We start from the raw sequence: 22739 nt of genomic DNA, 5'->3' as shown, positions 1-22739 counted from the left end.
TTATTTATGTTGGAGTACTTTGCATTATTCTTGGTTTTCTTTGTATTTATTTTTATTTTTTACGGCATCATCGTCATTCATGATATTCCTTACGAAATTGCCGTAAAAAGAAATCACCCACAACAAGATGCGATTCATGTCGCTGGATGGATAAGTTTATTTACATTGGGCGCTATCTGGCCGTTTTTATGGATATGGGCAACCCTTAACCGTAAAGCTTTTCATGGTGCAGATTTAAAAAAAGAAGAAGAATTTAACAAATTGAATAAGAAGATTGATGAATTGGGAGCTGAACTAAAGTTGCTGAAGCAACAATCAACGGACAACGTAGATTCGGCTAAATTAGAGAGCGGAGACAAATAATGGACTTACTTATTATTCTTACCTATACCGCTTTTTGTATCGCCATTTTCAAAATATTTAAATTGCCTTTGAACAAATGGACAGTACCTACGGCAGTTCTTGGTGGCATTTTTATTCTCGCCGGCCTGCTTTTATTGATGAATTACAACCACCCTTACGCGAAATATGCGAAGGATGTTTTTGTCACTATTCCTATTGTTCCGCAAGTAACTGGAACCGTTGCCACCGTTGATGTACAGCCAAACATTGAAGTGAAAAAAGGCGAACTGTTATTCACTCTTGAAAACACAAAACAAAAAATTGCATTACAACAAGCCGAAGCTGCCCTAGCTGAAGCCAAAAATGCAGTTTTGCAAAAAGATGAATCATTAGTCGCAGCTACCTCGCAAGTGCAAAAAGCACAAGCCGAATACAATAGAGCAAAAACTGAAAATGATCGAGTACAGCAAGGCCATAAATCAGCCGGTGCAAATTCGCCTTTTACCCAACAAGAGCTTGATAACAAACTAAGTCGATTTAAATCAGCAGAAGCAACATTAGCTACCGCAAAATCTGAACAACGTCGCCTAAAATTAGTGACCGAATCAAAAATACTCGGCGAAAATACCGCCGTCGCGCAACTGCAAGCGGTAAGAGATGATGCAAAGCTTAATTACGAGCGTACTTTCATTCGTGCACCAGTTGACGGTATTCCAACTCAAATTGCTATTAGACCTGGTACCAGAGCATCGCAACTACCTTTAGCGCCAGTAATGAGCTTTATTCCGACAGAAAAACGTCAAATTGCTGGTGTGTTTTTTCAAAATTCATTATTGCGTTTAGAAGAAGGTATGCCAGCTGAAGTCGTTTTAGACGCGGTTCCTGGAAAAGTGTTTACCGGTACTTTTGTTAGCTTGTTACCTGCGATGGCTGAAGGTCAAATTCAGGCTTATGGTTCGTTGATGCCTGCGAGTATGATTGCAAAGCATGGTTTCGTTATTGGTATAATCGAATTGGATGAAGATTTAAACGATTATAACTTGCCTCTTGGTGTACAAGGGCAAGCCGTTGTTATTAACACCGAAAATGACATATTGCATGTTTCAGTAGTACGTAGAATTTTAATTAGAATGATGGCGTGGTTGAAATACGTCTACCCAATCAAGTAATAAACCTATTTCAGGGCGGGACATATCTAACTAAAAAGCCCTGATAAATCAGGGCTTTTTTTTCAAGTGCTTTTAACTAAACAAACAGTTTATCGTGAAGAGTTTCAACGACATTATTTGCATCGTTTTCATTCACCAAGAAACATAAGTTATTGGCACTTGCGCCATGACATATAAGACGGATGTTAATGTCTTCAATGTTGTTAAATATGCTGCTACCTAGACCCGACGAGCGATCTAAACCATTACCAACAATCGCGATCAAACTTAGCCCATGCTCTACCGAAACTTCACAAAGCTGTTCGAGCTCTTCAACAACCGCTTTATTAATTAGCGCTTGTGTTGAACCTGTAGGATTATCAAAAGTTAACGCAACTGAAATTTCAGAAGTCGTGATTAAGTCAACGCTCAGCTCATGCTTAGCTAAGATTGAGAATACTTTTGCTAAGAAACCGCTAGCATGTAACATCGCAGGGCTTTTAACGGTAACAAGAGTCTGTTCTTTTCTTACCGCGATCGAACGATAAGTCGGTTTAGAATCAACCTGTTGACGGATCTGGGTACCACCAGCTTCAGGCTCGCGAGATGAGCCAACAAAAACAGGAATAGAACTACGCATCGCAGGAATTAGCGTTGCAGGGTGTAAAATCTTCGCACCAAACGTTGCCATTTCGGCTGCTTCACCAAAGCTTATCTCAGGGATAGCACGCGCTGAGCTTGCAATACGTGGATCGGTTGTAAAAATACCTACGACATCGGTCCATATTGCTAGGTTTGTTGCGCGAGTAGCTTCTGCTAATAGAGCTGCAGAATAGTCAGAGCCGCCGCGCCCAAGTGTTGTTGTGTTACCTAGACCATCACGGCCGATAAAGCCTTGAGTTACAATCACTTGCTTTGCTAATAACGGGCTTAAAAACTGTTCACAATTATTTGATAACTCGTCTAAATCAACAACAGCTTTTCCATATAAGCTGTTAGTGCGCATAACGTCACGGACATCAAATGCAGCGCCATCTACATCAATACTTCTTAACACTGCGGCAAACAGTATAGAGCTCATTTGCTCACCACAAGACAAGATAGCATCGCCTATTTGCGCAGTTTGTAGCGTATTTTGTTGCGTTGCCAAATCCGTTAAATTGCTTAACACGTCTTCAATTTGAACATTTAGAGGCTCTTCATCCGCTAAATGTTGGGTAATATTCTTTTGGATTGTGCGGATATTTTCAATAATATCACTGCGCTCCTCTAAAGAGAGCGATTGTTGTGACAAGGTAACTAAATGATTTGTTACCCCGGCACTTGCTGAGACGACAACCAAACGGGTTTCTGGTTGTGATTTAATAATTTGTGCACAGCGAAGCATGGCTGGATGATCGGCGACACTGGTTCCACCGAACTTAGCAACTGTAAGCGCAACATTTGACATTGGATATTCTCCCTAAAGCATATAACTTCTAATACCAATACTTTTGATTAATTTAGTAACTTGGCATAATACATAAGGAAGAGCGTGACTGATAGGCAGTAAAACAAATAGCTTTAGAACAAAACCATCTATCTAAGTGTTTCTTCAGCCAGAAGCTCTCCACCATTTGGTGACAGTCATTAGGATTCAACCTAACTGACCGAACGTTACAACTCCACAATTGCACATTCTCGGCATTAGTCCCCCTCCATAGTTGTCTTAGGGTGTGGCCCTCAAACTATTTACCTGGCTAATGCAACCTCTTCTGGTGTTGTATGGTAATGCTGAAACAGTTAAAACACCTGTTTGAGCAAAAACTCTAATAACAACGGAGCCATTAAAACTTATTTCAATATTAAAAGCAACAGCGATTGCACGCTTAGTCATTAAATTTTGCTAATTATTTGTTAATTTTGGTAAACGAAAGAAAATTATGACTGACTGCGTTTAGACTTTATTCTAAATTTTACAGATTACCCTAATAAATCGACTGTTTAAGTATGCTGAGTAACTGTTTATAATTAGTGTGATATAGCCCCTTAAACTAATAATTAAAAGAGATGGCAATGGACTTATTTTTTCTGAAAAAGTTAATCGGGCAATTACTCATGCCTTTACCCCTTGTATTATTACTGATGGTATTGAGTTTATTGCTACTTAATCGATTGCCTAGAATTAGCCGAATAGCACTTGTCACTGCGACAGTGATATTATTTACGCTTTCGTTCGCTCCTGTTGCCGATAGGATAATAGAGCCACTCGAATACTACCCTGTGTATGACAAAAGCGCTCAGCGCAATACCAACGGTAAACTCGATTACATTGTGGTTTTAGGTTGTGGCCATACCACCGATATTACTCTTAAACCAACGCAACAACTTAAAGTTTGTTCTTTGCAGCGATTAACCGAAGGCCTGCGTATCGCTAAACTTCACCCTGAAGCGATGATAATCACTTCTGGTGCGGCAATATACGATCAACAGTCTAATGCTATGGCGGTTAAACAAGCGGCTGTAGAGCTTGGTTTTGATCGCCGCCGTATTATCGCTGACGATAGAGCGTATGACACTGAAGACGAAGCATTGTTTTTGTCTATTCGACTTAAAGGTAAACGTTTTGCTTTAGTCACTAATGCCAATCATATGCCCCGAGCTATGACTTATTTTGAACAACAAGGGTTAAACCCGATTGCAGCGCCTACAGGCTTTTATGTTAAGCATGCGATAGATTCTGGCAGCTGGCAGGACTATTTTCCTTCCCCAAGCAATTTACATAAGAGTCAAACCGCATGGTACGAATATCTTGGTAGACTGTGGCAGTGGTTAAAATCATAGAGATAAATAGCATTTATCAGAAACTAAAAAAGGAATGACTAAATCATTCCTTTTTTATTGAGTAAAATTATTCTAAACCTCTAATTTAAGCCTTGCTTTAAGGTTTAAGGGCTAAGCTTTAAACTGGATTGTCTATGTCAACAAACTCAACATCAAAACCGTGATTATCACTAAGGTATTGACCTAACGCTTTTGCGCCATAACGCTCCGTTGCATGATGACCTGCGGCGAAGAAATGAATATCCATTTCCCGGGCAATATGTGTAGTTTGCTCAGATACTTCGCCACTGATAAATGCATCAATACCCTGCTCTGCAGCAAGTTCAATATAACCTTGGCCGCCGCCAGTACACCAAGCAACTGTTTTAATAGGCTTGTTGCTCGCACTTGCAATATGTAAGCTAGGACGGTTTAGCGCTGCACTGATACGTGCGTTAAAGCTGTCAGCTGAAATTGCTGATTCTAGCTCGCCCTGTATCGCCACCGACACTGGGTTGCCTAATTCTAATGGCCCGGTAACATCAATTTCTAATAACTTCGCTAATTGTACGTTGTTTCCTAACATCTCATGGATATCTAATGGCAAATGATAGGCCACTAAATTAATATTGTTATCTAGTAATGCTTTGATTCTTTTATGTTTTATTCCAGTGATACAATAAGATTCATTTTTCCAAAAATAGCCATGGTGGACTAAAATCGTATCCGCACCTTTTTCGATAGCGACATCTATTAACGCTTGGGATGCGGTGACTCCGGTGATAATTTTATTCACCGTATCACTGCCCTGCACCTGCAAACCATTAGGGCAAAAGTCTTTAATGCGATCGGGCTGCATAATCTCATTTAAAAGTTGAACAAATTCTTGTCGTTGCATATTCACTGTTTTACTTATGGTTGTTGGACTAGTTGTTATGTTTGTATTTAGCTGCCAGGCAAACACTAGCAGTACTAACATTGAAAATAAAATGTTGATATTACGTTTAATCGCTATAGCTTTCAATGAGCGATCGGTGAATTATCGCGTTAAACGACCTTGTTTAACAAAATAGCTAAGGCGATATCATTTGTTCAATTTCAACCATATTATCGATGGCTTCACTTTGACTTGAATAGATCCCTTCGCTCACCGCCATGCATACTGCAGCGCCTAACGCACTGGCTTCCGTGCACTTAGGTTTAACAAGTTGTACTTGGCACTTAGTCGCTATTTTTTGCAGTAATATCGGCGACTGAGCGCCTCCGCCACTAACATAGATGCGAGTTTTAGCTAGCTTAGTACGTTCAAAAACCTGACTTAGGCATTGCTCTATTTCTTCCACAATATCATCTAATAACGCGTTATAAGAGCTCACAATCGACGGCTCTATTGAGGGTTCAACTGAAGCTTCATTCACATCTTGCAATATACGATCAAACTGAGTTTCAATTGATAACTTGCCTTCATCATTATTGCCAAAAAGTGCTTCAATATCGTTTTTATTTCGGTTAATAAACGTGCTTATTTGCGACATGCCATTATCAATAGCCTGTTCCGTTATAAACAAACCTTCAGTAAGTGAAGGATAAGCAGGATAGAATCTTTTAGGGCCTATAAACTTGCGGTTTAACTGACTGACAGATATTGCCGTACCTAAACTAATATGAACATCACCATGGTTAATGCAACCGGAGCCTAATAACTCACAGGCTTTATCTGAGCCACTAGCAATGACACTTACGTTTTCAGCTAGCTTAGTTGATTGCAGTGCATTTGAACTTAATGTACCAATGTTAGTGCCAGGTTCAACTAAAGGATAAAGCCAGCTCGATTTAATCGCTAGCGCCTGAAACTTCCAGTGCCAAGGTTGATACCAACGACCCTTTTTATAATCAAAAGGTAAATAAGCAATGGTACTTGCGGTTGAATCAATCAACTTTCCTGTTATCGACATATGCAAAAAGCTAGACAACAAGGCCACTTTATTTATTCGCTGCCAGTCATTGAGTGATGAAGCCCAAACAGTATTTATGGCAGCACGTTTTTGCATTTCCTGTAAGCTCGGTGTAATTTTGACAAATAAGTCACCAAGGGAAAACGCCAGTCGCCAATACCATTTAAGTCTTGGCAGCTTTACGGCATTAAAACCACTGCCCCAAGGTAACGCGTAACCTATGGACTCCATGTTATTATCCAATAATAACAATGTATTGCGAATAACAGTGAAAGATATAGCTTTTACTTTAGTTATGTCTACATTTGATTGATTTAGCTTTATAAATAACGCATCAAGTTGCTCTAAATACCACTGATGAGAGCGTTTAACGGCATTGATTTTCTGATTATTTTCCACTGAATTTTTGACCACTTCAATGGCTACAACTTTGCCGTCAGGATCAAAAATTACGCCGCGTAATGACTGAGTACCGAAATCAATGGCTAATAAATAATGCTGTTTTTTCAATGCTTGCCCAGAGGAAGTAGAGTCAATATTAAGTACGATGACTGCCGCCCATTGTAGTCACTTTTACCGGCCTAAATTTAGGACGAATTTGCCATTTAGGACGAATTGGTGTTAATGGATGAACTCGCTTTTTGGCGATAATGACATAAACCGAACCAAATCGAGAAAGATATTTACCGGCAATTTTTTGCCAAGTTTTGAACCACCAACCATCTTGGTTTACGGACGTATGAAGCGACGAATGCAAGAAACGCGTGTCTTCAAGAATTTCATAACCAAGTAAATGCAACCAATCTTTCACCCGCATGGGGGTGAAAAAGCGACCATGCCATGGCAATTCTTGACGTCGAAAAGGCACAATTTTATTTAAACCTGACAAACTTATTGGGTTAAAACCAGAGATAATAATATGGCCATTAGGGATAAGTACCCTATCGGCCTCACGCAATAAATGATGGGGATCAACGGAAAACTCTAATTCATGATGTAATAAGCAGGTATCTACCGAATGTTGCAAAAATGGTAAATCATCAATTTCAGCAACGACATCAGCGTTTTTATGGCGACCAGCTACGACCACTTGGTGACCAACCATCGACTTTTCCGTATTGATAGCACCGCTAAGCATGCCGAGTTTTAATAAATGATAACCAAATATGCGCTGCCACCATGGCGCAAGCGCAGCTTCTATTTGAGTAGCAATAAGCTCACCATTAGGCATATCGCGCCATTGCGATGGTTGCTTGGGTTTGTCAAATGCTAGTGCTGGTTTCATCGTTGAAATATAGCCTATTGTGTGTTTTTATCGTTCAAATTGCGTGTACTGCGATGTATACTCAGATTAAAGGTCTATTTTAGCAAGCTAGAAAAAGGTGCCACATGCTGACAATTACAGCAATTCCTGCTTTTAATGATAACTATATATGGTGTTTAACATCGAGCGCAAGTTCAGATTGTGCTTTAGTCGATCCTGGTGATGCTGACGTATGTATCGAATTTATAAAGAAAAACAAGCTTAACTTAACCACTATTTTGATCACTCATCACCATCATGATCATGTCGGCGGTGTAAAACAGCTTAAGCAGTTTGCAGAGCACCATAATCAGTCTTTAACCATTTATGGTCCAGCAAAAGAAGCACAATCAACTGTGGAAATAGCAGTCAATGAAGGCGATAATATTGAAGTTCTTGATAAGTATACGTTTAACGTTGTTGAGCTTCCAGGACACACTCTAGGCCACATTGCATATTATGATGATAAGCATCTGTTTTGTGGTGACACTATGTTTTCAGGTGGATGTGGCCGCTTATTTGAAGGTACACCGGCGCAAATGTTATCTTCACTAAACAAATTGGCCGCTTTGCCCGCTCAAACTAAAGTGTATTGTGCCCATGAATATACATTGGCAAATTTGAAATTCGCTCGAACTATTGAGCCAAATAATAGTCAATTAACTGATTACTATGAAAAAGTGCTCAGTGATAGAGCGCAAGGCATCTCAACGATTCCGACGACAATTGAGCGCGAGAAACTAATTAATCCATTTGTTCGCTGTCAGCATCAAGAAGTTATTGCCACTGCACAGCAAAAAAGTTCTAAATTATTGCAAAATGACGTAGATGTTTTTGCTATAATCAGACAACTAAAAGATAATTTTTAAGATCAACGTGTAAGCCTCCTTAATTTGTACATATAACTATTATAAGAGCGTTCATGAAGAAACTATTATTTCCCCTTTCCTTTACATTATTGGTCGGTTGTCAAAACCTAACGGCAGAGCAAGACGAAGTTGCAGAGTCGAACATTGACGAAGAACAAGCATTAGATATCGCGCAAAATGGTGACATTTATGAAGCGTTATTAGCCGATGAAACAGCCAATGTCATTCATCCAAAAGCAGACGTACAGGTACCTCTATCCGATAACGAAACCTTAGTCATTTCTAATGATATTTGGCAGCGTATTCGAGATGATTTCACTTTTGAAATTCCACAAAATAGAAAAGTAATCGCCCAGCGTAACTGGTACGCAAAACACGGTGCTTATATGGATCGTGTCGCAAAACGAGCGGAGCCTTTCATTCATCATATTGTTGAAGAGATCGAACGATACGATATGCCTATGGAACTTGTTTTACTTCCAATCGTAGAGAGTGCCTATGACCCATTTGCTTACTCGCACGGCAGTGCATCGGGAATGTGGCAATTTTTATCAAGCACCGGTAAGCAGTTTGGCTTAAAGCAAGATTGGTGGTACGACGGTCGTCGAGATGTCGCTGCATCAACTCAAGCAGCAATGAAGTTCTTACGTTATTTACATAAACGTTTCGATGGAGACTGGTTGTTAGCACTTGCAGCATATAACTCTGGTGAAGGCCGAGTAGCTCGCGCTGTTAAAGATAATGCTCGTAAAGGCAAACCAACTGATTTTTGGAATCTTAGCTTACCTAGGGAAACAAGAGACTACGTGCCTAAGTTACTTGCACTTGCTGATATTGTTAAACGCCCGAAAGATTTTGATGTTAGCTTATACGCTATTGATAACAAATCAGTGATCAGCAGTATCGATATTGGTTCACAGTTAGATTTAGCATTAGCCGCTGATTTAGCGGGTTTAACTATTGATGAATTGCACGCATTAAATCCTGGTTTTAATCGTTGGGCTACAGCACCAAATGGCCCGCATAATCTTCTAATTCCAAACAATAAAGTAGAAAAGTTTAAGCTTGGTCTATCAAAATTAAAAGACAACGAACGATTATCATGGCAGCGTTATCAAATTAAAAACGGTGACAGCTTAAGTGTTATCGCCAAACGTTTTAATACCACGGTTACCGTTGTAAAAGAAGCCAATAGCTTAGCCAATAATAATATTCGCGCCGGCAAATACTTATTAATTCCAACGGCAGCACAATCACTCGATCGTTACAAAACTTATGAACAAGTACGCAAAACTAAACTGTCGAAAAAAGGCAGTGGCGATAAGCTCATACATGTTGTTAAAAACGGAGATAACCTTTGGGATTTAGGTCGTAAGTACAGAGTTAAATCGACAGACATAGCTAAATGGAATGGTTTCGCGCCAAAAGACATGCTGCGTTTAGGTCAAAAGTTAACGATTTGGAAAGGTAATAAGCCGGTAACAGTCGCTCAAACACCTACTAACACGCAAGTATCTACCAATAAGGTAATGCGCAATATTAACTATAAAGTACGCTCTGGTGACTCGTTAGCGCGTATTGCCAATAAGTTTAAAGTTAAGATTTCCGATATTGAAAAATGGAACAACTTAAATAGAAAGACCTACCTGCAACCAGGTCAGTTATTAAAGTTATCAGTAAATATTACCAGTATCTAGTCAACTTTGTTTAGAGCAATGAAAACAAAGGCCGCTTTATTGAAGCGGCCTTTTATATTTTTACTACATATAGATTTTCTTAATGCGTTAAAACATTAGTCAACAGCTTTTACAAGCGGGATCAAGCGGTAGTTTCTAATGCGCACTCTATCTGATGGAATGTAGTGTCGCATCGCTAAGTTAAATACACCTGAATCATTTTGAGTAGGAATATTATTAATCGCGTCTACACCACAACCAAAGCTAACCGTATATGTTCCATCATCATTTCTTTCCGCAGTATTTGAACTGATATTCGCTAATTCACCGAACATAAAACCTTGTTTGTTATAAACAGTTACCGACCAGAAAGCTTTGTTTTCCGGATCTTCAAACGTCATTTGGTGACATTTATCCATTGGATAGTTACCGGATACTTCATAAACATTATCAACTAACTGTGCACCACCCCAACCAATTGCAGCACCTACCGCATATTTTTCTTTAATAAATAGCTCTTTAGATGAATCTGTTGGCGCGGTAAACATACCAAAAGTTGCTTCCGGCCCACCTGTTTTTAATAGCTCAGGCATTTTCGCTTTTAAGCTTTTTTCAACCGCATGAAAAGATTCTTTATCAACATGAACGGTTGTGAAAGGCGTGTCAGATTTTGCAACCACCTTCATTTGGTCTTGATATTTATACACATCCTCTTTGCTAAAAGTAGCATCAAGACGAATAACTAAAGCAACATGGTTACCGGTATGCGTTGTTAAGTTGAATTTACCTTCACCGTAGAACATTGGTTGAATGCGGTGATCTTCAGTAATCACTTCCACAGACATATATTTGCCTTCTGGTATTTTAGGCATTTGTATATATGCGCCCTTTGATACATCAACGGTTGCAAATGAATAAAACGTATCACGGTTCATACGTACGACTGGTTGTTCGTCTGTCGGAGTTAAAACTCGTTTATGACGAATATTGTTAACACCTGCAATATCCTGGTTTTTAACCATTTGACGTGCCGTTTCAAGTGTTGGGTAGTTATCCATCGTTGCGATTGTGCCGTTGTCAGAGTAGAAATCTTTTAGACTGCTAGTCACATCTTCAGATGCATTTGCTGACACGGATAAAAAGCTTAATCCAATTACTGAAGCTAAAATTAATTTTTTCATTTTCTTTACCTAGTTTAAATAGAACATTACATAAGATTGAAGTTAAAAGTTGCCTTGATTAACTTTATGCTTAAATTTTATGCTTATTTAAAAATACCTCCAATGAATATTACTTATCAAGCAAAATGCACTTAACGCATAAGCACTATTTTTTTTCATAAAAAAAACGCTGCAGGTGCAGCGTTTTTATTTGGCTTGTTATCGCTTGATGTTAGTCAATCAAGTTGTACTCTTTACGTAGTATTTCGATAATTTCAGCTTTTGGATCATCAGAGATAACAATTTTCTCGCCGGTGATCTTTTCAGCAATTCCAGTATAAGTGTCAGACACCGCCATTAATACCGATACTGGCAATGCATTATCTCGCGCTAAACCTTCACGCTCTTCCATACGATCTTTATTCAATAAGATGTCAGGATCAGGGAAGTGATTAAGTAATAATTGACGGAAGCCTTCTTTAGAATTTTCTACAATGTTGCCTGCTTTATATTGCTGCTCATCCCAAATACGCGACGAATCAGGCGTACCGACTTCATCCATATAAATCAGTTTATCATTGCCCGCTACGTCTTTTACGTAACCAAATTCAAATTTGGTATCAACAAAGATTTGTTCGATTTTTGCAAGTTCAGCAGAAATCACATCGAAACCCTGCGTTAATAACTTTTCGTAAAGTGAGATATCATCGGCAGATTTGAAGTTAAAGGCTGCAAAGTTATCTTCAATATTCTTACGGGTAATATTAACGTCATCTTGAGCAGGTACGCCAGGGATACCTTCTAAAATGCCTTTCGTTGATGGTGTTTGTAAAAGCTCTGCCAATTTGCTGTCTTTAGCTAAACCTTCTGGTAATTGAATACCGCAGAATTCGCGTTCACCTTTTTCATAGGCACGCCACATAGAGCCAGTAATGTAATTACGACAAATCGCTTCGATCATCACTGGTTTAGCTTTTTGTACAATCCATACGAACGGATGAGGAATATCAAGAATATGACTATCTGCTAGGCCCTGCTCTTTAAACAGTTTAAACCAATGATTTGAAATAGCGTTTAGCGCAGCGCCTTTACCAGGAACACCTTTTAGGCCGCCTTCTCCGTGCCATATACAATCAAAAGCTGAGATTCGATCAGAGATAACCATAATGGCAAGTTCTGTCGTTAAAGGAACGTTATAGCCTTTTTCTTCAATTAAGCGTTTTGAATCTTCAGCAGTTAACCAGTATACAGAACGTACTTTACCGCTATGCACAGGTAAATTGGTTTTAATTGGAAGGTCGTTGTTTACAGCTAATACTTTGTTAGCAATGGTCATAGTTGATCCCAGCAGTTTATCAGTTTTCCATAAGCACGGTGTTTATGCTTATCGTCAGTTTCAAAAATAATTAGTGAAGCTAATTATTATTCTATTTTCTTCTTTTACAAAAGCACTAATTTATTTAATTTGAGTTTAATGCACTTCTAAAAGAAGAAAAGGACGCTAACGCGTCCTTTTCTAAAGTCTTTTACTGAATTATAGAGAAGCTTGCGCTTTTTCTACTAATACAGTGAAAGCTGCTTTATCGTATACTGCGATGTCAGCTAGGATCTTACGATCGATTTCAATCGAAGCTTTTTTCAAGCCATTGATGAAACGGCTGTAAGATAAACCATTTTGACGAGCTGCTGCGTTGATACGAGCAATCCAAAGTTGACGGAATTGACGTTTACGTTGACGACGGTCGCGGTAAGCGTATTGACCTGCTTTGGTTACAGCTTGGAAAGCAACACGATAAACACGTGAACGTGCACCGTAGTAACCTTTCGCTTGCTTTAAAACTTTTTTATGACGTGCGCGTGCTACAACACCGCGTTTTACTCTAGCCATTGTCTATATCTCCTATTAATTAAGCGTAAGGCAACATTGCAACTACTGATTTAATATCAGACGCAGCAACCATTGATTTAGCACGTAAGTGACGCTTAACCTTAGTACGTCTCTTAGTTAAGATGTGACGTAGACCGGCTTGTTTGCATTTAAAACCACCAGAGGCAGTCTTTTTAAAGCGCTTTGCAGCACCTTTATTGCTTTTCATTTTGTTCTTAGGCATGGATATAACTCCGCATTGTTGATGCCTTAAATTAAGTAACATGGGGCGGATCCTTTCGAATCACTTGCTAAGCCTCTGCTACCGGTTAGTTTATCAAACTGCAAAACGTTTGATAAAAAAGATAACAATGGTGAAAAAGACCTGATGTTTTCACAAAAGGCCTTTTTACTTTTAGACCAGAAATTATCTTTTAATTGGAGCTAGTACCATAATCATTTGTCGACCCTCAACCCTTTTCGGGAATGATTCGCAACTTGCGATTTCTTCTAAATCCTTTTTAACACGATTTAAAAGTTCGATACCTAACTCCTGGTGGGCCATTTCTCGACCGCGGAAACGTAATGTTACCTTTGCCTTGTCACCACCTTCTAAAAAGCGCTTCAGGTTGCGTAGTTTCACCTGATAGTCGCCTTCGTCAGTTCCAGGACGGAATTTAATTTCCTTAACCTGAACCTGTTTTTGCTTCTTACGTTGTTCTTTAAGTTCTTTCGCTTTCTCGTATAAGAACTTACCGTAATCCATTACTCGACAGACTGGCGGTTTGGCTGTTGGACTGATTTCTACCAGATCAACACCTGCTTGTTCAGCAGCGTCTAATGCTTCATTTAATGAAACTATGCCTAACGGCTCACCTTCCAAACCAACTAAACGAATTTCTTCAGCTGTGATTAATTCATTTAATTTATGTTGCGGTTCTTTTTGACCGCCTCTTTGACCACCTTTAATAGTCTGTTCCTCCAAAGAACTAAATGGGCATTCGCCCTAATTACGCCCGTGTTTTAACTTCTTCGCTAAGTTTAGCGATAAAATCATCCACCGACAATTTTCCTAAATCTTCACCAGAACGTGTACGAACAGCAATTTCACCTGCTTCCATTTCCTGATCACCTACTACAAGTAAATAAGGAACACGTTTTAAAGTATGCTCGCGGATTTTAAAGCCTATTTTCTCATTACGCAAGTCCGCTTTTGCTCTAAAGCCGTTTTCTTTCAATTTTTTTACAACTTGGCTACAATATTCGCCATGTTTATCAGTAATATTCATCACTGAAACTTGAATTGGCGATAACCACGTTGGGAACTTACCAGTATATTCTTCGATCAATATGCCAATAAAACGTTCTAATGAACCTAAAATCGCTCGGTGGATCATAACTGGCGTATAACGTTCGTTATCTTCACCAACATAAGTTGCGCCTAAACGCTCTGGTAAAGCAAAATCTAGTTGTACTGTACCACATTGCCACGCTCGACCTAAACAATCCATTAATGTGAATTCAATTTTAGGGCCGTAAAACGCACCTTCACCTGGTAAATATTCGAATTCGATACCGGCATCAGATAATGCTTTGGCTAAGCCCTGCTCCGCTTTATCCCATACTTCATCACTACCTATACGGTTTTCAGGACGAGTAGAAAGTTTTACAACGATATCTTCAAAACCAAATGAACCATATACGTCATAAACCATATCGATACATTTAGTCACTTCCGCTTGTACTTGATCTTCAGTACAGAAAATATGTGCATCATCTTGAGTAAATCCACGAACACGCATTAAACCGTGCAAAGAACCCGATGGTTCGTTACGGTGACAACAGCCAAATTCAGCGATTCTAAGCGGTAAATCACGGTACGATTTTAAACCTTGGTTAAAGATTTGTACGTGCCCTGGACAGTTCATTGGTTTGATAGCGTATTCACGCTTTTCAGACTCAGTCGTGAACATGGCGTCTTTATACTTACCCCAGTGACCTGATTTTTCCCACAAAGTGCGGTCCATCATCATTGGCGCTTTAACTTCGTCGTAGTCATATTCGTGCAGTTTTTCACGCACAAACTTTTCTAATTCAGTATAAATCGTCCAACCATCATTGTGCCAAAACACCATGCCAGGTGCTTCTTCTTGCCAATGGAACAAGTCTAACGTTTTACCGATTTTACGGTGATCGCGTTTTTCAGCTTCCGCTAAACGTTGGATATATGCCTTAAGTTGTTTCTTATCAGCCCATGCTGTGCCATAGATACGCTGCAACATCTTATTGTCTGAGTTACCACGCCAGTATGCACCGGCAACACTCATAAGCTTAAAGTGGTGACAATGACGCATGCTTGGTACGTGAGGACCACGACACATATCAATATATTCTTGATGATGATATAACGCCGGCGTATCTGATTTGTCGATGTTCTCGTTAAGAATTTCTAATTTGTACGGCTCATCTCGTTCCGTGAACGCATCAACTGCATCCTGCCAAGAACCCGTTTTCTTAACAACTTCGTAGCCAGTGCGTGCAAGTTCGGTCATACGCTTAGAAAGTTTTTCTAAATCGTCATCATTTAATTTTTCGTCTAAGTCGATGTCGTAGTAGAAACCGTTTTCAATTGTCGGTCCAATCGCCATTTTTACATCAGGATAAAGTTGCTTAATTGCATGACCTAATAAATGTGCGCAAGAATGACGAATGATCTCTAACCCTTCAGCATCTTTACTAGTGATAAGTTGTAATTCAGAATCTTCGGTGATTAGTTCGCATGCATCTTTTAATTCGCCATTAATACGGCCTGCGATGGTAGCTTTTGCTAAACCAGGGCCGATATCTAATGCAACGTTCATGATAGAAACAGATTCTTCGAAACTACGCTGACTGCCGTCAGGGAGAGTAATAATTGGCATAATAATTCCTCAACAGTGGTGACACATACGAGATGTCACTTGTATTTGTGTATAAATCCCTGCAAGTTTTTCAAGCAGGACAATAAAAAATGGGGTTCAACCACATTCATAAAAGCGTGCAATTTTAGGATATCTAAAGGCAATTTGCAATCAATGCAAAAACAATACGTTAGCGAAAGTTTAAATTATGCCAACAAAAGTATTTTTATTGTCTTGTGAGTCACATTAGTTTTACCAATATTACTCATTTAGTGCTTTTATAAAGTTTATTATTTAGTGCCAAACTCCCTGTATTTGTGTTCATCTGTTCATCATCTATAATTACTTCGATAACGCATCATTTAGTGTTTTAGTTTATCAGAGGGAACTATGTTCAAAGCCATCGCCGATGACATCAGCAAGGCCATAAACACACCATATAACATTACCAGCAAGGTCAAAGTAACTGGTGGTGACATTAATCAAGCCTATAGAGTCTCGAACGGCGAACAGTACTTCTTTGTAAAAATCAACGAAAAACATTGTCTTGAAAATTTTCAAACAGAAGCTTTCTCTCTCGATCATTTAATCAACAATAGGCAACTTAAAGTCCCTAAAGTAATTTGTTATGGAGAAACACTCGACCATAGCTATTTAGTTCTAGAGTTTTTGGAAATGCATACTAGCGCTTCTAGTAATACTGATAGTGATTTTTTTGAACTCGGCAAAGCCATCGCTCATTTGCACAATGACAATCAGCAAGCAGAATTTGGTTGGCCGGAAGATAATTATATTGGCACAACGCCACAACTTAATAATTATAAACAGAACTGGAGTGTTTTCTTCTCTGAAAATAGAATTGGCTATCAGCTACGATTATTGGCCGACAAAGGTGTGGTATTAGGCGATATCGACGAATTGGTCCATATATGCCAACAGTTTTTAGCGTCTCATCACCCTATTCCATGTTTAGTTCATGGCGACCTATGGCAAGGTAATGTGGCTTTTGTCGATAAATTCCCTTGTCTATATGATCCTGCTTGTTATTACGCAGATAGAGAAGTTGATATTGCAATGACTGAATTATTTGGTCGATTACCGGATAGCTTTTATCAGGGCTATAACAGCACTTACCCATTAGATAAAAACTATAATTTACGTAAAAATTTATATAATGGATACCACATTCTTAATCACGCAAACCTTTTTGCAGGTATTTATATAGATCAAGCAAAAACCTTCATTAAAGAAGTTAAGAAAATTAGCTAAACAAATACAAACGCTTAGCCAAAAGAGTCCCAAAAACGTAAAATTAATTCAATAAAACGCGTCGATTTAACAGGCAATTTTCACTAAAAACAGCCATACTAAAACTATACACAATAACAATAAGAGAACTGTTTAATAATAGCTAAATAATACGGAGGCAATCATGCCCCAGAGTGTCAGTAGAAAAACAATAGAATGCCCACATTGTGCTCACCACTTGCATATCGACTTAGACACCACGCAAGGCGATCAAAACTACTACGAATCATGCCCTGCTTGTTGCAATGATATTCATATGACAATGCATATTGATGAGTATAATCAAGTAATACAGTTAGCCGTAGATGCCGACGATGAGCAGGTGTTCTAGTCTTAGCTTGCGGTTTACTTAATATTAAATACTGTTTAGTGATTAACTGTTATACATTAATTACTTAATGCTTGTTCTGACATAATGCGTTCAATCGAATCAACAATCGTCATCGTTTGTTGATCAATCTCGATATTAACTAACTCACCGAGTTTCATCTTACCTAAATTGGTACGATCTAATGTTTCCGGGATCAAATGTAAATTAAAGCTACCTTGAACAACATCACCGAGCGTTAAGCTACAACCATTAACCGCAATAAACCCTTTCGCAAACAAATATTTTTGCCATTTTTTATCAATACCAAAAGTCATCTGGCAATTGTCTTTACTATCAATTCGATTAGTTAACTTAGCGGTAGTGTGAATGTGACCGGAAACCATGTGGCCGCCTATTTCATCGCCAGCTTTCATAGAGCGTTCAATATTTACAGAAGAACCAACATCAATATCGTTTAGATTGGTTAGACGTAGCGTTTCATCGATAACATCAAATTCGATCTGGCCATTAACCGAATCAACTTCTTTAAAGGCGACAGCTGTTAAACATACACCGTTATTTGCCACACTTGCACCTATCTCTAAATTTTTAAGCAATTCAAGCGGCATTTCCATAACGAAATGTTTGAAGTTCTCACCATTTAATATTGATTTAACGGTTGCTGTTGATTGCACTATTCCAGTAAACATATATCATCTATCACTCATATTTATTTTAAACGTATTATCTGATCTTTAACGCCATGACACTAGATAAATTTTTCATCGATACCAAAGCTCTGTTAAAGCTCGCCTATCCTATTTTGATTGCCCAGCTTATACAAACGTTAATGAGCTTTGCAGATACGGTTATGGCAGGTCGAGTCAGTGCCACAGATCTCGCTGCAGTTGCTGTTGCCAGTTCAATTTGGTTGCCAATTATTCTAACCATTGCTGGCGTAGTCATGGCGCTAAGCGCAATTGTGTCGCAATACGCAGGCTCCAATCAATCAAAAAAAATCGGCCATTCAACGATTCAAACCGCTTGGATAGCGCTGTCTTTGTCTATCTTAATTATTATTGGCTTTTACGCGGTTGCACCATTAATAATTGAACACGTGACATTGGAGCCCGATTTAAAGCAATTAATGCTCGATTATCTAGGTTACATTATTTGGGGCGGCCCAGGCTTTTGCCTGTATTTGGTATTAAGAAATTTTGCTGAGGGTTTAAGCATTACTAAACCGACCATGATCATTTCAATCATTGGTTTGATTATCAACATCCCTGCTAACTACATCTTTATTTATGGTGCCTTCGGGGCCCCAGAGTTTGGCGGCGCAGGATGTGGTATCGCTACCGCAATTGTCTATTGGGCGATGTTTATTGGGATGCTTATTTACGTATACATCTCAAAACAATTAGCCCATGTAAAACTATTAAAAAGCCTTTCCTTGCCTGATTTTAAAGAGATTAAAACTATCTTGGCATTAGGCGTACCTATTGCATTATCGCTGCTATTTGAAGTTTCGCTATTTTCGGTCGTTGCAATAATACTCGCGCCATTTGGTGCCGAAATTGTTGCCAGTCACCAAATCGCACTCAACTTTTCAGGTTTGGTGTTTATGGTGCCGTTATCAATAGCACTAGCAGTCACCATTAAAGTGGGCACTGCAGTGGGTAAAAACCAGCTCCAACAAGCAAAAGATATGTGTACTAATTCAATGATATTAGGTTTTATCATTGCCATCGTTACCGCCACAATTACTATCGTATTTAAAGAGCAAATCGCGTTAATTTATACCACCGATGAAACGGTAATCGAATTAGCTGTGCAACTAATGTTCTTAGCGGCGTTGTTCCAGTTTTCAGATTTTATCCAAGTTATCTCCGCCGGCGCACTGAGAGGCTACAAAGATACTAAGTCAATTTTGTATATTACTTTTGTCTCATACTGGCTAGTGGGTTTAACGGTAGGTTTAATTTTGGGACTCACGGATTGGGTTGGCCCGCAAATGGGGCCAGCTGGTTTTTGGATTGGTTTTATTACCGGTTTAACCACTGCGGCGGTATTTTTAGCATGGCGTTTAAAGATAATTCAAACCCGCGCAGAGCTAGGCATTTTACCCTCATAATTAATAGATACTGCATTATAGGATTGAAAATTTTTAACACCAAAAGTTGCGAGATAAACGAATGACTTATTTATAATAATATCGTATTAGCTCCCCCTCAGCGCAATAGTACCTATCGGCAATTTTTATCTAAGAAATGTTGTTAGTTAGGAACTACTTGAACAATACTTAACAAGTAGAAATTTAGTATTTACATTCTAACCACAACGTAGTTAAAATATATTGAATTTTGGTCTAATTTAGAGATTCCAAAACAACAAAAACAACAAAAACAATAAATATAAGGATATAAAATGTCAAGAACGGCAATTGCAATCTTAATGGCATCAATATTATTAACCGGCTGTGGTGCTGACGGGGATGATGGTATTGATGGTATAAACGGTACAAATGGCATCGATGGTACAAATGGCGTCGATGGTACAAATGGTGTCGATGGTACAAATGGTGTCGATGGTACAAATGGCATCGATGGTACAAATGGCATCGATGGTACAAATGGCGTCGATGGTACAAATGGCGTCGATGGTACAAATGGCGTCGATGGTACAAATGGCGTCGATGGTACAAATGGTGCTGACGGCGCTGACGGCTTTGACGGCTCTGACGGCTCTGACGGCCTAAATGGTGCTGATGGGCTGCAGGGTCCGCAAACACTCGATGTTTTGCTTGAAACGGACAAAAACACAGCAAAAACGATCAATTTATCAGACTATGTAAGCTCTCCTGACGGTTTGGATATCACTCTCACTTCGATAGGAACAGCAAAAGGTGAAGCTGCTATTGCGTTAGTTGACGCGACGGACGCGGCAAACTTAAATGTTACCTACACACCTAATGGGTTTGTTGGCACAGATATCATAACTTACACTGTCAGTGATGGTACGACTTCTCGCTCAGATAGCATTTTTGTTAACTCTGTAGGGGTAAATGCTGACATTACTGAGCTTGATATAACCGGTAACAATGGCATCTTAACTGCAAACATAACTTGTGACGAATGTGACCTAAATGCGCATCAATACAAGTGGTTTAATGATGGTGTTTATGCATCGTCTACAAATACTCTTGAGTATAGCGTCGAAGATCACGGTAAAACGATAATCACAGAGGTTTCATCAACTAATGCCGAAGCGTTATCCGACTCAAGTTACGTAGAATTTACTATTGAGACTGCTGAAAGTTCTATTCAAGATATTTATACCGCAAATCATTCTTATGCAGCGCTAAAAACTGATGGAACAATAGTAACTTGGGGCGGTAACTTAACACGTTACCCATCTCACACTGAATCGCACAATGTAATTTCTGTTACAAGTAACAGTCTTGCTTTCGCTGCGCTAAAAGGTGATGGTACTGTTTTAACGTGGGGACACAATAGTTATGGTGCAGATAGCTCGGGCGTAACGTTAGAAAATGTGGAATCGATATACTCAAACTACTATGCATTTGCCGCTTTAAAAGAAGATGGCAGTGTAATCACATGGGGCTATGACATCTATGGTGGTGATAGTTCCACTGTGACGCTAGAAAATGTGGAATCGATATACTCAAACCACTATGCATTTGCCGCTCTTAAAGACGATGGCACGGTTATTACTTGGGGTAACGCTTCCCATGGTGGTGATAGTTCCACTGTGACGCTAGAAAATGTACAAACCATTTATTCAACTCAATATGCATTTGCCGCTTTAAAAGAAGATGGCACGGTTATTACTTGGGGTAACGCTTCCTATGGTGGTGATAGTTCCACTGTGACGCTAGAAAATGTACAAACCATTTATTCAAATCAATATGCATTTGCCGCTTTAAAAGAAGATGGCAGTGTAATCACATGGGGCTATGACATCTATGGTGGTGATAGTTCCAATGTGACGCTAGAAAATGTACAAACCATTTATTCAACTCAAAGTGCATTTGCCGCTTTAAAAGAAGATGGCAGTGTAATCACATGGGGCCACGACATCTATGGTGGTGATAGTTCTGGCGTAACGTTAGAAAGTGTAAAAACTATATTCCCTAATCAATATGCATTTGCCGCTCTTAAAGAAGATGGCAGTGTAGTTGCTTGGGGTGAGCCAAATAATGGTGGCTACACTCCATATTTGGCACTAACTAACGTTAAGACTATTGTGGCAAACAGCGGCGCTTTTTCTGCAATAAAAAATGATAACAGCGTTATTAGCTGGGGAAATAATACCTACATTTTAAATTATCAACCCGAACTATTAACAAACGTTAAGTCTATTTACGCAAACCTTACTTCATTTGCGGCAATTACAGATTCTGGTGAAATTATAACTTGGGGCGACCAATGGTCTGGTGGCGACAGTTATAGTGTCAAAGAAATTCTAAAACCTTTATTGTTAGACACGCCTGTAATTACAATACTTGAAAAAGATTTAGGGCATTAATCATTATCACGGCTATCGTGCCAAGTTATTGGTGCGCTAGCCGTCAATTTAAGCAAGCATTATTTTTTTATACATTAAATTTATAACCTTTACTATAACGAGCTTAAGGTTTGATATTGATTGTTATAGGTGCAATTTATATTGACAACTAAAAGTCCCATCGCCCCATGATAATATTTAAACTAGCTAAATACATTCCTTATTAGAATTCAGATTAAAATTAATTTAACAATTAGAAATTATTTATAAATCAGGTGAACTTGGTATTTTCTCACTATTCTTACTAATTTTGTCTAAGAAATAATCAGTTAGCATAAAGATTCAGATTAAAACCACAAAAGCACTTGCATCAAATAAAGCATCTGGCTAACATAGCCCTCGTTGATTCATTCAACACCTCAAAAGATACGCTCGCTTAGCTCAGTTGGTTAGAGTACTTGCATGACATGCAAGGTGTCGCTGGTTCGAGTCCAGCAGCGAGCACCATCTTCAAATTAAGTGTTACCCTCTCCTTGAAAATTTATAAAAATCCTTAAATTCTATAATTATCA

General features: G+C 38.9%; 20 protein-coding genes, 1 tRNA gene and 1 riboswitch. Of the genes, 10 read left to right on the top strand and 11 right to left on the bottom strand.

All coding sequences use genetic code 11. From position 1 onward, the window contains the following. Positions 1–6 precede the first annotated feature (6 nt). Together LT090_RS07840 and LT090_RS07835 are read left to right on the top strand one after the other, a co-directional pair. On the top strand, positions 7–363 hold the full coding sequence (locus tag LT090_RS07840; RefSeq protein ID WP_068547573.1) for a DUF3302 domain-containing protein: 357 nt from the start codon (positions 7–9) through the stop codon (positions 361–363). Continuing rightward, entirely contained in the window at positions 363–1511 is a 1149-nt protein-coding gene (locus tag LT090_RS07835; protein WP_068547574.1) for an HlyD family secretion protein, read from the top strand. Before LT090_RS07840 ends, LT090_RS07835 begins: the two co-directional genes overlap by 1 nt. A 76-nt stretch (positions 1512–1587) precedes the next feature. Here LT090_RS07835 and lysC read toward each other — a convergent pair whose 3' ends face one another. Then, positions 1588–2940 (bottom strand): lysine-sensitive aspartokinase 3, encoded by a 1353-nt coding sequence (gene lysC, locus LT090_RS07830; protein WP_068547576.1) that lies wholly within the window; start codon positions 2938–2940, stop codon positions 1588–1590. A 144-nt stretch (positions 2941–3084) separates the two neighbouring features. Further along, a riboswitch (Lysine riboswitch) is annotated at positions 3085–3252 on the bottom strand. A 293-nt stretch (positions 3253–3545) separates the two neighbouring features. Here lysC and elyC point away from each other — a divergent pair. Continuing rightward, the gene (gene elyC / locus LT090_RS07825; protein ID WP_068547579.1) at positions 3546–4313 is read left to right on the top strand and encodes an envelope biogenesis factor ElyC; all 768 of its coding nucleotides are present in this window, start codon (positions 3546–3548) and stop codon (positions 4311–4313) included. Positions 4314–4431: 118 nt separating this feature from the next. On the opposite strand, the gene LT090_RS07820 is transcribed toward elyC, so the two are convergent. The 3 genes from LT090_RS07820 to LT090_RS07810 all read right to left on the bottom strand — a co-directional run bounded on the left by LT090_RS07820 (position 4432) and on the right by LT090_RS07810 (position 7532). Beyond that, positions 4432–5190 carry a Nif3-like dinuclear metal center hexameric protein gene (locus LT090_RS07820; protein WP_068547648.1) on the bottom strand — a complete coding sequence of 253 codons (759 nt, stop codon included), beginning with the start codon at positions 5188–5190 and terminating at the stop codon, positions 4432–4434. Between the two features lie 175 nt (positions 5191–5365). Beyond that, on the bottom strand, positions 5366–6757 hold the full coding sequence (locus LT090_RS07815; RefSeq protein WP_068547581.1) for an FGGY family carbohydrate kinase: 1392 nt from the start codon (positions 6755–6757) through the stop codon (positions 5366–5368). Positions 6758–6785: 28 nt separating this feature from the next. Further along, on the bottom strand, positions 6786–7532 hold the full coding sequence (locus LT090_RS07810; protein ID WP_068547583.1) for a methyltransferase domain-containing protein: 747 nt from the start codon (positions 7530–7532) through the stop codon (positions 6786–6788). Positions 7533–7636: 104 nt separating this feature from the next. On the opposite strand from LT090_RS07810, the gene gloB reads away from it, so the two are divergent. Continuing rightward, on the top strand, positions 7637–8419 hold the full coding sequence (gloB, locus tag LT090_RS07805) for a hydroxyacylglutathione hydrolase (protein ID WP_068547585.1): 783 nt from the start codon (positions 7637–7639) through the stop codon (positions 8417–8419). 53 nt (positions 8420–8472) lie between these two features. Further along, positions 8473–10116, top strand: coding sequence for a LysM peptidoglycan-binding domain-containing protein (locus LT090_RS07800; protein ID WP_068547587.1), 1644 nt, complete (start codon positions 8473–8475; stop codon positions 10114–10116). Between the two features lie 95 nt (positions 10117–10211). Here LT090_RS07800 and LT090_RS07795 read toward each other — a convergent pair whose 3' ends face one another. The 6 genes from LT090_RS07795 to thrS all read right to left on the bottom strand — a co-directional run bounded on the left by LT090_RS07795 (position 10212) and on the right by thrS (position 16043). After that, the gene (locus LT090_RS07795) at positions 10212–11276 is read right to left on the bottom strand and encodes a DUF1214 domain-containing protein (protein WP_068547589.1); all 1065 of its coding nucleotides are present in this window, start codon (positions 11274–11276) and stop codon (positions 10212–10214) included. Positions 11277–11487: 211 nt separating this feature from the next. Next, positions 11488–12591 (bottom strand): phosphoribosylaminoimidazolesuccinocarboxamide synthase, encoded by a 1104-nt coding sequence (locus LT090_RS07790; RefSeq protein ID WP_068547591.1) that lies wholly within the window; start codon positions 12589–12591, stop codon positions 11488–11490. Between the two features lie 198 nt (positions 12592–12789). Beyond that, the gene (gene rplT, locus LT090_RS07785; RefSeq protein WP_068547593.1) at positions 12790–13143 is read right to left on the bottom strand and encodes a 50S ribosomal protein L20; all 354 of its coding nucleotides are present in this window, start codon (positions 13141–13143) and stop codon (positions 12790–12792) included. Positions 13144–13162: 19 nt separating this feature from the next. Further along, the gene (rpmI, locus tag LT090_RS07780; protein WP_068547594.1) at positions 13163–13366 is read right to left on the bottom strand and encodes a 50S ribosomal protein L35; all 204 of its coding nucleotides are present in this window, start codon (positions 13364–13366) and stop codon (positions 13163–13165) included. A 183-nt stretch (positions 13367–13549) separates the two neighbouring features. After that, positions 13550–14107, bottom strand: coding sequence for a translation initiation factor IF-3 (infC, locus tag LT090_RS07775; protein ID WP_082897258.1), 558 nt, complete (start codon positions 14105–14107; stop codon positions 13550–13552). Positions 14108–14132: 25 nt separating this feature from the next. Next, positions 14133–16043 carry a threonine--tRNA ligase gene (gene thrS, locus LT090_RS07770; protein ID WP_068547597.1) on the bottom strand — a complete coding sequence of 637 codons (1911 nt, stop codon included), beginning with the start codon at positions 16041–16043 and terminating at the stop codon, positions 14133–14135. Between the two features lie 369 nt (positions 16044–16412). Here thrS and LT090_RS07765 point away from each other — a divergent pair, with 369 nt between their 5' ends. Continuing rightward, a complete protein-coding gene (locus LT090_RS07765) occupies positions 16413–17291 on the top strand; it encodes a fructosamine kinase family protein (protein ID WP_068547599.1) in 879 nt (292 codons plus the stop codon). A 163-nt stretch (positions 17292–17454) separates the two neighbouring features. Then, on the top strand, positions 17455–17661 hold the full coding sequence (locus LT090_RS07760; RefSeq protein ID WP_068547601.1) for a CPXCG motif-containing cysteine-rich protein: 207 nt from the start codon (positions 17455–17457) through the stop codon (positions 17659–17661). A 56-nt stretch (positions 17662–17717) separates the two neighbouring features. Here LT090_RS07760 and LT090_RS07755 read toward each other — a convergent pair whose 3' ends face one another. Next, positions 17718–18350 (bottom strand): riboflavin synthase, encoded by a 633-nt coding sequence (locus LT090_RS07755; protein WP_068547603.1) that lies wholly within the window; start codon positions 18348–18350, stop codon positions 17718–17720. A gap of 53 nt (positions 18351–18403) precedes the next feature. Here LT090_RS07755 and LT090_RS07750 point away from each other — a divergent pair, with 53 nt between their 5' ends. The 3 genes from LT090_RS07750 to LT090_RS07740 all read left to right on the top strand — a co-directional run bounded on the left by LT090_RS07750 (position 18404) and on the right by LT090_RS07740 (position 22674). Beyond that, positions 18404–19774 (top strand): MATE family efflux transporter, encoded by a 1371-nt coding sequence (locus LT090_RS07750; protein ID WP_068547604.1) that lies wholly within the window; start codon positions 18404–18406, stop codon positions 19772–19774. Positions 19775–20067: 293 nt separating this feature from the next. Beyond that, positions 20068–22188, top strand: a complete 2121-nt coding sequence (locus tag LT090_RS07745; RefSeq protein ID WP_070795913.1) for a hypothetical protein — start codon at positions 20068–20070, stop codon at positions 22186–22188. A gap of 409 nt (positions 22189–22597) precedes the next feature. Continuing rightward, positions 22598–22674: transfer RNA gene (locus LT090_RS07740), tRNA-Val, on the top strand. Positions 22675–22739 lie beyond the last annotated feature (65 nt).

This window comes from Thalassotalea crassostreae (assembly GCF_001831495.1).
In the GTDB taxonomy this organism is placed as follows: Bacteria; Pseudomonadota; Gammaproteobacteria; order Enterobacterales; family Alteromonadaceae; genus Thalassotalea_A; species Thalassotalea_A crassostreae.
Note: the sequence above shows the minus strand (reverse complement) of the source record. Positions and strands in the feature narration are given on the sequence as shown.